The sequence below is a fragment of the Thermogemmatispora sp. genome, from assembly GCF_019683755.1.
In the GTDB taxonomy this organism is placed as follows: domain Bacteria; phylum Chloroflexota; class Ktedonobacteria; order Ktedonobacterales; family Ktedonobacteraceae; genus Thermogemmatispora.
In genome coordinates this window covers 1-11,216 of record NZ_JADGHT010000143.1, presented here as the reverse complement: position 1 = coordinate 11,216, position 11,216 = coordinate 1, and the positions used below count along the sequence as shown (strand labels likewise).

At 58.5% G+C, this 11,216-nt stretch carries 10 protein-coding genes and 1 pseudogene; 7 read left to right on the top strand and 4 right to left on the bottom strand.

Annotation, left to right across the window (positions count from 1 at the left end):
- Nucleotides 1-845 (bottom strand): rhamnogalacturonan lyase B N-terminal domain-containing protein (locus tag IRZ24_RS10925; protein WP_297163850.1); only part of this gene is annotated, 845 nt, incomplete at its 3' end.
- 349 nt (nt 846-1,194) lie between these two features.
- Here IRZ24_RS10925 and IRZ24_RS10920 point away from each other — a divergent pair.
- The 4 genes from IRZ24_RS10920 (at nt 1,195) to IRZ24_RS10905 (ending at nt 5,371) form a co-directional block, all read left to right on the top strand.
- Nucleotides 1,195-1,779, top strand: a complete 585-nt coding sequence (locus IRZ24_RS10920; RefSeq protein ID WP_297163847.1) for an RNA 2'-phosphotransferase — start codon at nt 1,195-1,197, stop codon at nt 1,777-1,779.
- Between the two features lie 346 nt (nt 1,780-2,125).
- On the top strand, nt 2,126-2,677 hold the full coding sequence (locus tag IRZ24_RS10915) for an HdeD family acid-resistance protein (RefSeq protein ID WP_297163844.1): 552 nt from the start codon (nt 2,126-2,128) through the stop codon (nt 2,675-2,677).
- Between the two features lie 157 nt (nt 2,678-2,834).
- Complete coding sequence (locus IRZ24_RS10910; RefSeq protein WP_297163842.1) at nt 2,835-3,926, top strand: hypothetical protein; 1,092 nt, start codon at nt 2,835-2,837, stop codon at nt 3,924-3,926.
- Between the two features lie 194 nt (nt 3,927-4,120).
- Nucleotides 4,121-5,371 (top strand): FHA domain-containing protein, encoded by a 1,251-nt coding sequence (locus tag IRZ24_RS10905; RefSeq protein WP_297163839.1) that lies wholly within the window; start codon nt 4,121-4,123, stop codon nt 5,369-5,371.
- 96 nt (nt 5,372-5,467) lie between these two features.
- Here the strand turns inward: IRZ24_RS10905 and IRZ24_RS10900 are convergent, their stop codons facing one another.
- Nucleotides 5,468-6,196, bottom strand: coding sequence for an MBL fold metallo-hydrolase (locus IRZ24_RS10900; RefSeq protein WP_297163837.1), 729 nt, complete (start codon nt 6,194-6,196; stop codon nt 5,468-5,470).
- A gap of 217 nt (nt 6,197-6,413) precedes the next feature.
- Between IRZ24_RS10900 and IRZ24_RS10895 the strand changes: the two genes are divergently transcribed.
- Nucleotides 6,414-7,676, top strand: a complete 1,263-nt coding sequence (locus IRZ24_RS10895) for a 3-oxoacyl-ACP synthase III family protein (RefSeq protein WP_297163834.1) — start codon at nt 6,414-6,416, stop codon at nt 7,674-7,676.
- A gap of 340 nt (nt 7,677-8,016) precedes the next feature.
- On the opposite strand, the gene IRZ24_RS10890 is transcribed toward IRZ24_RS10895, so the two are convergent.
- A complete protein-coding gene (locus IRZ24_RS10890; RefSeq protein ID WP_297163831.1) occupies nt 8,017-8,904 on the bottom strand; it encodes a GNAT family N-acetyltransferase in 888 nt (295 codons plus the stop codon).
- 148 nt (nt 8,905-9,052) lie between these two features.
- Here IRZ24_RS10890 and IRZ24_RS10885 point away from each other — a divergent pair, with 148 nt between their 5' ends.
- Nucleotides 9,053-9,967, top strand: a complete 915-nt coding sequence (locus IRZ24_RS10885) for a phosphatase PAP2 family protein (protein ID WP_297163828.1) — start codon at nt 9,053-9,055, stop codon at nt 9,965-9,967.
- Between the two features lie 224 nt (nt 9,968-10,191).
- Entirely contained in the window at nt 10,192-10,677 is a 486-nt protein-coding gene (locus IRZ24_RS10880) for a PaaI family thioesterase (protein WP_297163825.1), read from the top strand.
- A 278-nt stretch (nt 10,678-10,955) separates the two neighbouring features.
- Here the strand turns inward: IRZ24_RS10880 and IRZ24_RS10875 are convergent.
- Nucleotides 10,956-11,216 (bottom strand): annotated as a pseudogene (locus IRZ24_RS10875) (hypothetical protein); the annotation flags it as partial.

Here is an 11,216-nt window from a genome sequence, read left to right as displayed (position 1 = left end):
CCGAAGAGCTTCCCATTAGGGATCGTCACCTGTGGTGTACCAAAATGTGCACTGATGAGCATATTCAGGACCACAGCATCGCCGGTACTGCTATCGACATGGACCGTTAGATCCTGTTTTAGCGGGCCGCCGTTGTTATATTCATGGCTGGGCGAGATCAGCCAGACGCCATAGCTGTTGCCATAGACACCATGCAGCAGATCCTGGCTCATCAGATAGGTAGCCGCATCATATTTCGTATAGATCGTGCCATCGCTCAACTGATAAGTCGAGTCCTGAAGCTCAGTAGCTGACTGAATCTGGCTCAGCGTAGGGAAAGCGATGGCCGTCTCAACGCCATTGTAGCCAGTGCGGAAAATCGAGCCATCGACGCGATAGAGCGTGCGGAACTCGCCGACAGTCCCGATTCCAGTCGCCAGAAAGTAGGAGTAGAGGCCACTGACGCCGCTGCGAACCACATAATGCAGCTCGCCCCAGCTACTAATGTAGGCGATATCGACCATGCTGGCGGTATTGGTCACGACGGTTAGCTGCGTCGGACTGAAACCTGTGCCGCCATTAATGGAGCTGTAGAACCCCTTGGCTGGACCGATCAGCTCTTTACCCTGCCAGACTAGCGAATAGCCAGTCCCAGAACTGTTAAATTTGATCGTAAAAATGCCATTGCTGATCGTGGCCGTCATGCCGGAGACACTGAGCGTCACCGGTGAAGCGGCGTGGGCTGGCTCCCCGCGCAGCGCGGGCATAACCAGGCCCAAACCTAGACCCCAGATACCGAGGGCGAGGATCAGTAAACTGGAGAGCGCTCCCGGGAGGAACATAACGCGAAGTCGGTCTCTTGACATCTTGCGATTCCTTTCTGAGGTGTGCTGCTTTCATCCTGGAAAGCAGAATGGATTGCTTGCGGTACCGAAAGGCTCCTGGCTACGGAGAAAGCGGTTCGATCTGAACCACTTCTGTGCTTACTAGTCTCCCCTTTCATCGAAAAGTATACATCAAAAGGAACACGGCTAGTAGTAGGGGAGAAGAATGGCAGACCATAGAAGGCTACCAAGGATCAAGACCTGGGAGAATATGGCGGGCTTGACGCAGATCTACATTGAAAGATATGCTGTCTGATAGTGTGAGCTATAAGCAGACTGACTGCTGCCATGACCAGGACCGGTGGACAGGAAAGGAGAGACTGTCTGGTGCATGAGACAAGCTGAAGAGCGGCCTATTGATTATGTGAAGTTGAGCCGGACGGTCGCACACGCGCTGCGCCATCAACCGGCCCTTTATGGACTTGAGCTAGATGAAGAGGGCTGGGTCCCCGTAGCAGCCTTGCTAGCCGCCTTACGTCAGCGGCATCCAGGTTGGCGTAAGGTGCGTCAGGAAGATCTAGAGATCATGATGGCCACAGCCGATAAGCAGCGCTACGAGCTGCGCGACGGCAAGATACGGGCCCTTTACGGTCACTCGCTGCCGCGCCGCCTACCGAGAGAGGAGGCCATTCCTCCCCAGATCCTCTATCACGGAACCTCGCCGACAGCGCTGCCCGCTATCCGACGCGAGGGACTCAGGCCGATGCGCCGACAGTATGTGCATCTCTCCACGGATATCGCCACCGCCAGACAGGTTGGCAGACGCCGCACACGTCAGCCCGTGGTGCTTGAAGTGCGCGCCCGCGAAGCCAGCGAGCATGGTGTTCATTTCTATCGAGGTAATGATCAGGTCTGGCTGGCCGATGCCATTCCACCGACTTTCCTCTGTTTCCCCCCTGAGCAGACTAGTCAGTAGCGCGCCTGGGGCAACTCCTGAATATCCACCGCTCCCCCTCGCGCTCGCTTGCTCTCGCCTGTTTCCCTCAGCCGCTGCGCTCAGCGCAACCAACCTGTGAATGGCTCCCCCAGAAAGCCAAGAGAGGAGAGAGGCTTCACATACAGCAGCTCTGCGAAGATAGCGCTTGTCGGGCCTGGAGGCCTGTCTCCCCCGGCGCGCTTGCTGCGTGTATCACAGTGAACGGATGCATAATCGCCTCTGCTGTTGTTATTCTTAGTGGAAAGCAGCGGAATGATCGAAATCCCTGGCGTCGTGGAGAGAAGGCAGAGCCGGGGTATCTTCTAGAGAAAGGAGTATGCTCAGCATGATGACCGGTTATCAGATCTCACGCCATGCCTGGTGGATACTGGCGGTGCGTGGAGTGGCGGCTATCCTCTTTGGCTTGGCAGCCTTGATCTGGCCTCATCTCACTCTTCTGGTGCTCATTTACCTCTTTGGGGCCTATGCCCTCGTTGATGGCCTGGTGGCCGTAGCCGTGGCCGTGCAGGAACGCAACGTTGTGGGTCACTGGTGGATTCTCCTAATTGAAGGATTAGCCGGTATTCTGGCTGGCCTGGTAGCCTTCTTCTGGCCCGGCATTACTGCCCTGGTGCTACTGGCGCTGATCGCCGCCTGGGCCATTCTCACAGGCGTGATCGAAATCGGAGCGGCTGTCAGCTTCAGGCGCGCTCTAGGACTGGAGTGGACACTCATAGTAGGAGGCATTGTCTCAATCCTACTGGGGATTGTCCTCGCTCTGAGTCCTGCCGCTGGCTTACTGGCTCTGGTCTGGCTAATCGGCCTCTACGCTATTGTCTTTGGGGTTCTCCTGCTCATTCGTGCCTGGCAGTTCCACGCTGCCCTCTCCTCATGGTGAGAGCCCTGCTGGCAATTGCCAGGCACGAGTAGCTGGCTCCACGCTTTCCCCCACAAGTCCTATGCTCTTTGTCGGCCATGACACACTCTGATATAATGCCCCTATCCCACACCACATTCTCCTGATGCAGAGCAAGCAAGGGGAAAGAAAAAAGGCAATGGCTAGAAAAATCATGCTGCTGTTGCTGGCAATCAGTGGGCTGCTAGGCTTGGGGCTGGGCTATGTCTGGGGAGGCCTGCAGAGCTATGCTCGCTATCAGCAGGCGAGCCTGGCAGATCGCCAGCACTGTGGGGGTCAGCTTCCGATACGTATTTGTGTCCAGGCTCCCCAGGAGTTATTTGTCGCCTTTTATCCCTCTTACCTGCAGACAGGAAGCTCCGTTGTGGAGGTGCTCTTTAGCAGTACGGCTGGCCCGCAACCGCTGCGCATCAGTGTTACAATCGTGGGCTTTTCGCAGACGGAGATGCGAACGGTGACCGCCGTCGGGAAGATGCAGAGCGCAGGTTTTGTCCCTCCGTTGCTGGATGGGGTTCTGCGAACATTGACCAGTGATCGCCTGGCTCAGCTACGGGTGATAGTGGCCGACTTGCAAGGCGTGCACTATTACACTAATACGATTTCCCTGCGACTCCATTCGCGCCATCTAATGGCCTGGTCGGCGTCCAATCGGCTGCGCATTGCGGCCTGGGTCACGCCGACTGCTCCTGCGGTTGAAAGGCTGGTGTCCCGCGCAGTGGCCTATCTTCCTCAGCAGCCGCCGCCGGCTCCGCTGGCAATGACGGGCTACACCGGGACCATTCTGCGCCAGGTGCTTGACCAGGTTGATGCTCTCTTCGATGCTCTCCGACTGGAGTACGGCCTGCATTGCCAGCGACAGGGCGTCCCCTATGCCGGACCAGACAGTACGGCCTCTGCCGTCCAGTCGATTCGCCTCCCTTCCGAGGTGCTCCAGCAGGGCGGCGGCTCCGATATCGAGGTGACGCTACTGCTGGCCTCGGCAGTGGAAAGCATTGGCCTCCATGCGGTCATTGTGGTGCTGCCCGATCGAACATTGCTCGGGGTGGCGCTCTCCCCCGATGGTCAGGGCTTTGGGTATTGGGATGCCAGTGAGTTGAGCGCGCCTCTGACAGGCGATGCCGTTAATATTGCCAGCGATGCCCTCTATGCGAAGGAGGAGAAACAGGGTGCTGTCATAGACAGGATTCTGATCTCTGACGCTCGCCACGCTGGCGTTGAGCCGATGCTCTAGCGATGACTCACGCGTGAGGAGGGAGTGCTACGAGTAGCATTGCTTTTCCTGACTGGTTTAGCTTCGGCTGCTACGGTGGCCTCCTCTGCTGCTTGCTCACAATGGCCGGAGAGGTCATTTATACAGCGCTCAGCCACCGTGGATCGAAACGCCAGCTCGCCGGTGCCCTGCTGGTAGAGGGGCTTTCTGCTCTTTTGATAGCGCCTGCCATTATCTGGCTTTATTTGCGATTTTATCCCTTACAGCCTGTGTTGCCTCAAGCTGAGGTGGCAGCCATGTTGGCCTATGTGGCCCTATGCGGCTGGTGTCTGCCGCTGAGTGCGGGCCTGGGATATGGGCTATTCGCCGCGCCGGCTGCCGTCGGGCCTGACAGAACGCGCGCTTTGTCCCACGGTGCCAGGACCCCTCAATCGGCTTCGCTCTCGCTCTCTTACCCGCCACACCCGCCAGGAGTGACGGCCCCGTTCGTCTTCAATGCCGATACGCCTTGGGGATGGCTGGAGCATCGCAATGGCCGTCTGCAAGGCCAGCGTCTGGCTCTGACGCGTGCCTTTGTACGTCTGGGGCGTGGTGAGGAAAACGATATCTGGCTAGACGATGATCTGGCCTCGCGCTATCACGCTGAACTGATCTGGGACAATGGCCAGGTCTATGTGACGGACTGCAATAGCCTGAATGGGGTTTTTGTTAATGGCCAGCGCGTCTCTGGTTCGGCCCCTTTGCACTCGGGTGATGTGCTGGAGATCGGTTCGCTGCGTTTCCTCTTTGAGCTGGCCACGCCAACGCGCATGGCGGCACCCGTGGAGGATGATCCTTTGCTGCGTCATCCTCACCCCCTGCGACCTGTGCGTCTGCGCAAGAGCGAGACGGCTCCGCCAATGACTCCGCCTCCGCTAATCTCCTCCTGGGAAGCGCCTTCAGAGACTAGGTCCAGGGCAGAGCTGGAGAACGCTACCGGCGTTACACCGCTGCCTCAAGCTCCGGCGACGGTCACTGCTCCTTCAGAGGCTCTACCGGCGTTGCAGGCAGTGACGCACTTGCTGCTCATCTGCAACGGCGCGCTTGTAGGCCGCAGTTTCGTCTGTAGCGGACCGGCTTTGATGATCGGCTGCGATCCGGCCTGTGAGGTCTGTATTCCAGACCCCTCATTGGCTCCGCGTCATGCCCTCTTCCTGGTGCGCTCTGATAGTCTCTACGTGCAGGACTTAAGCGACGGCGCGACACTGGTGAATGGAGAGCCGCTAAGTGAGCCACGGCTGCTAGAAAGTGGCGATCTCCTGCAACTGGGGGCGATCCTCCTTCAATATAGACCGTTAGTCGCCGCGCAGCAACCGCCGGCTACACGCTCGACCTCCGCCGCCTCGGCAGCGGACAGAGCGCTCTTTTCTCCTGCTCAAGCGCCGCTACAGCCGCAGGGGCAGCCGTTCTGGCCCCAGGGACATTGAGTCTAGAATCTGGCTGTCCGCTCCGCCAGCAAATCCAGCCGGCCGGCTTCGCTTGGTGATCGCCTGATCAGCGGCCTCGTCAGTTGTTGTCCCGCGCTACCAATCTAGGCGGATCTGCGCAGCGGCATTGTGGGCGAGCAAGGGCTTGCCCTGACCAGGGTAGAGATAATAAATCTGGAGATCACGGAGCAGGCGCAGCGTCTCCTGTTGGGCACGCGGGTCGCCGCTGGCATGGAGAAGAGGCAAGCCTCCTTCTGTGGTACTAATAGCAGCACCGCCGATCAGTTCACAAGAGAAGGGATTATAGAGGCAAAAATGGCCACGTGTCGCGCCGCTCGTAGCGATCACGCGCCAGTCTTCATGGCGTGGTAGGCCACCTACGTCTTGCAGCCAGATGTTTATCTGGCGCCAATGAGAGCTGGCGAGGGAAAACAAGGCATCGAGCGGAAACCGCTCACCGATGTGAGAGCCTTGGCGTCCGCGGCCCTTATCGCCTGCAGTGGAGGCACGGTCTCGTGTCCGAGAGAGCGCAGCAACCGGAGCTGTGCAGCGCTGGCGCAGCGTCTCGATGCCCCCACTCTGGTTGGTCTCCAGGCTGGTCAGGACGATCAGATCGATATCACCTGGTGAGCGTTTCAGAAAGCGTTCAACGTAATGCAGGATCAACTGCCCGTTTAAAGAGGAGCGAGGGTCAACGACCACCAGGCCACCGTCGTCGATCAGGTAGGTATTGACCATACCAAAGCGGTCGGTGATCGTATGCACCTGGCGAAGCTTCTGGGCTGTCCGGGCGGGGGCCTCCGGCCCGGGCGAAATAGCTGTCATATGTCTCTCTCCTCTGTTAGCGCGATAGCTGCCGGTTCTATCCTATCACCCAGGTCAAGCGGAAGCTGTGGGAGGGACCCACTCGCTGCCTCCGCTTCGCCTGACACGGCTATCTCGAGAGGCCGGCACCAACGACGGGAGCGGCCACAATATGGTATACTTGGAATAATCGGTCTTATGCCTGATTATGGAACCTCATTGAGGAGTTCATCAAGCAATGACATCCTTCCCTACAGATGGATCATGGCCACACTACACCTATATTGTGCCTGAGATCTATACCCGCGCCAGAATACGTCTGATTGGCCTGGGCACCTATGCACCTGCTGGAATCATCACCAATGATTTTTTTGCCTATATTTCGACGCGCCTGGGTGATCCACGCAAGGCGGAAGATTTGGAGCGGGTAACGGGCCTTATTACGCGCCATGTGCGTGCGAGCACACTGGAACTCTGTCGCAGGATGGCCGGTGAAGAAGCACCCGGCCTAATAGACAGCCCCGATGCTCCCCGCGATGAATCCTTGGTTGATATGGCAGTCATTGCGGCACAGCGTGCGCTCGAAAGCGCCGGACGCTCGGCCTCCGAAATCGATATGATCATTGGGGCCTCCTCCTCCGATAACGATGCTTTTCCAACTATCGCTGGCCAGGTACAGCATCGTCTCGGCCTCAAGCCCATTCGCGCAACCATGTTACGAGGCGCCTGCGCCTCGCAGACTGAAGCCTTTCAGGTTTGTGCTGAGGCGCTCTCCTGTAGTACGGCGCGCCTGGCTTTGCTGGTGACAGCAGAGGGCCTGCTGCCTAATATTATGCACATTCTCGATTGGAAGACCAGTTCGCTTTTCGGTGAAGGAGCGGCAGCCTTCCTGCTGGAGCGCGGCGAGGAGGGGGATGAAACCTATGCTATCTGTGGCTATGATGCCAGCCAGGCACCGGCTCTGTTCTACCAGACACCGCTGCGCAAGGACTCCATTGAGATGGCTGAGGTCGATATGAAGATTCTTCAGCTCTATCGTGAGGGGAAAGGCAAGGAGCTGGCGCAGCTCCTCTCTCAGAATCTGGTGGGCTACACGAAGATGAACGGCAAGGAGGTTTTCCGAGAAGCCCCACGCGCTATGGCGGAGGCAGTCGATGCCTGTGTGCGCCACGCCGGCCTCAGTCATGATGAGGTCTCCTATATTATTCCCCATCAGGCAAACTCGCGGATCACACGCCGCCTCGGCGAACTCCTGATCCATGACTACGGCTGGCCCCCTTCAACAATGGAAAAGCTGGTCGATAATTTCCGCTATTACGGTAACCTCTCGAATGCGAGCATCGCTACGGCAATGGCTGAGCTGATCTATCATGACCAGCTAAAGGATGGGCAATGGCTGGCCTTGCCAGCCGTCGGCGGCGGTATGCACTATGGCTGCTGGTTGTTGCGCTATCGCGCACTGAAGAATCCTCGCGCGGTAATGAAGCCACTGCAGCACTAGTCGACTTCAAGCTGCTTTCTTGAGACAAAAGGATAGGACGGCGGAGCAGCGGACGGGAGCGGGCCTCAAGCAAGCTGACATCCAGCCCACGCTGCTACCCTGCCGTCCTTCCTGTGTCGATGGATTCTCGGTGACCTGGGACGCCTGAGACCATTACCTCTCTCTGTCGGCGAGCAGGCTCGGGTCGTGTCCTGCGCTGTCCTTCACTCCGCTACAGAACGAGAAGAGAACCGCATGTGCAAGCGGTCTTTATCTGGGGGTAAAAGGCCTGCTCTGGGGGTGGGGCTATGGGTAGACTAAGTCAGGCTAAGTGGAAGGGAGGCTAAGACGCTGGGCCAGGTTAGCTCAAGATGCGCTCAAATGTGATGTAGGGGGCGTCGACAGCCTGATATTCGGCACCTGCGAAGGTATCGCGGACCATCAGCAGGTCGGGGACATGAGCGCGTACCATCTCCAGGTTGCGCTGAGCGGCCAAATGGCGCAGAACATAGGCGAGCTGGCCGATGGTGTCGGCGTTTGTGCCATCAATATAGCCAATGAACAGATACTTACCGTGGCGTCCCTCACGTTGCTCGGTCAGCATCAGCCCATCAAGGCGCTCCCAGCGTCGCAAGAGATAGACCTCACCCGCCTCAATCTTAGCCTTCAGCAGGCGGTCGCTAATGCTGTAAGCAATGAAACCCGAGTAGTAGAGGCCGCCAGTCAAAGGGAAGATATTAGAGACATTGAGATAATCGATGATCTCCTCCAGATCCTCAGCCCGTGCTGGCTCAGGTCTGGGAAGAGCTGCCAGGCGCCGCGGCAGTTCCAGCAGAGGCGGAGCCTGATAAGGGATAAAACTGCCAACCTCGTGCATCCGACTTTTTCTGGCCAGCGCAATAGCGGCCCTATTCACCATCTCCGTCAGCAGGCGCACAGTTCTGGCGCCCAGGCGCATCGCCTCAGTCAGCGCCACCTGATGCAAGGCAGAAGCAACGCCCTGACGGCGATAAGCCGGATCAACGCGCAGGCCCTCTAGCCAGGCCTCATACTCATTGAGCATGCGCAGATGGAGTAGACCGACAGCCTGCCCGTTGCTGGTAGCCACGAAGAGTCGTCCTTGCTGATCCGCTAGCCAGCCGTCCCAGGCCTCGGCGATATAATCCCCCCACTCCCAGGTATGGGCACAAAAAGCCAGCACCGTCTCACGGTCTTCTGGGCGTGCGGGGCGCACCTCGAAGGTTGCCATCGTGCTACTGCTCTCCTTCCCGTCTTCCTGCCGGAGCAAAGCTCACCAGCTCAGCGTCGACAGATCCCATCAGATATAATACAACAAGAATGCGCTTGTCCGTGTTTTCGGCAATCTCAGCCAGAGGGAGGAAGCGATAGAGAAGAAGATGGCGAAGCGCTCTGCTCGCAGCAGGCAATCCAAAGGAGCAGGTCAGCCAGTCAGAAAAGGCGAGGCAGAACAGCCGTTAGAGGAAATACAGCAAGAGATTCAAGCGCAGCGTCTTCCCTGGTATCAGGCACGCCGGCGTGGTAAGATCTTACTGATCCTCTATGCCCTCCTGCTTTCTCTCTTTGGGCTGCTCGCCTGGTGGGTTCACACACATCCAGTGCTGGCCATTGATGTTGCGATCACGCGCGAGTTTCAGGAGGAACAGAGTCCCTGGCTGCGCGCTCTCATGTTCGCCATCAGCTTCATTGGTAGCGTGCCCTGGCTTGCATCTGGGCTGGTACTGGTCACGGCCCTGCTCCTCTGGCTGGTTCGCCTGCGCCTGGAGGCACTCATGCTGCTTGGCAACTGTCTGAGCAGTGAAGCGCTCAATCGCACAGTGAAGATACTGGTAGCGCGTCCACGTCCTTCGTCCACGCTGGTCGAGGTATTACAGGCGGCTCACGGAGCCAGCTTCCCCAGTGGCCATGTCATGGCCTACGTGGCTTACTGGGGCTTGCTCTTCTCCTACGCTCTGATGCTCTTCCGGGGCTGGAGCTGGTGGCGTCTCCTTCTCTTGCTCGTGGCGGGCTTTTTCATCGTCATGGTAGGCCCATCGCGCATCTATCTTGGCGACCACTGGGCCAGCGATGTCCTCGGCGGCTACCTCCTTGGGGGAATCTGGCTGAGCCTCTGGCTGCTCCTCTATCTCCGGCTGCGGGCCCGTGGCCGGCTAGCGAATAGCAGTAGACTGGGCAATGCCCCTGACTCAGGATCAGGCGTCAGGCCTGCCTTGCCTCCCGCTTCCTCACCTGGTAGGGACTTGTCCCAGAGGATCAGCCTGGGTCGCCCCGGCTCTGATTCAGGCTGCACCTGAGCCTTCTGCCAGCCACACCGGCTGATGGCTGCTTGCCACCACTCGGCGGGCTGTGATACACTCAGCCCAAGCCGGTCAATAGCAGAGAGAGGACCAGGCGCTTGCTTGGCTTATGTCTCTTACTTGCTTGCTTGACCGTCTCTTGGCGCGCCGGGCGAGAGAACACTGCTCGTTCTGACTCGGCCGGTGGAATTCTCCACGGAAGGACGCCCTCTACTCGTTCTATGAAGCTCAACGATGACACTGACTATCAGCGCTGTTTTGTCTGTGGCAAGCGCAATCCCTACGGCCTACAGCTAGTTTTTCGTCGCGAGGGCCAAAGCATCGTCACCGATTTTCTGCCACGTGAAGAACACCAGGGTTTTCCCGGCGTCATCCACGGAGGCATTGTGGCTGCTGTGCTGGACGAAACCCTAGGACGAGCCTCGCTCTTGGCTCAGCAGCCGCAGTGGACGATGACGGGCAAACTGGAAGTACGCTATCGACGTTATGTCCCTTACGGACCGCTGTTACGGGTGCGAGCCTGGCTTCTCAAAGAGCGGCGTACCATGTTACAGGCTCAAGGGGTACTGACGCTGGCCAGCGATGAAAGCACACCTCTGGCCGAGGCACAGGGCATCTTTTTACCGCTGCCAGAAGCCTTTGTCGATACGCTGATGCGCGACTATCCAGGGTTGCGCCAGTTCTTTACGGGAGAGCTGGAGGAGTAAACGCTGAGCAAAAGGGAGACCATTGCCCGGGCAGTGGCCAGTCGAACTGACCACAGACTGAGGACGCGCCTCCGCTGCATAGACGGTGTATTACCAGGGCAGCCAGCGAACCGGCTTAATAAGCAAGCTGACTTAAGAAGAGCCAGGCCCGCTGCGCTGCCCGGCTCCTACTCCTGGTGCTCCTAAGCTCTGAGTGGAAGGTGAGCGCCGAGCGGACAGGCTGCTCTGCGTACGCCTATCGTTTCAGGTTGATGAAGGGAAAGAGAATGGTAGCCTTCTCAGGAGGGATGCATACCATTGCCAGGCGCAACAGCGGGCGGCTCCGGCTCATTGCGACTTGTGCCGACCTCTGGAGGGGCTGGCGCTGAAGTCGGCTCCGGCGGAGCAATCACCTGGGGTGTGCCTAGCGGGGCCGGCTGATCAGGAGCCGGCGTGGCGCCGGTCTCTGCGAGAATGGCACGTAGCTGCTCGCTATCGAGTGTCTCATGGCGGCGCAGTTCCTCGGCGATGCGATCAAGTGTACGACGATGCCTGGTCAG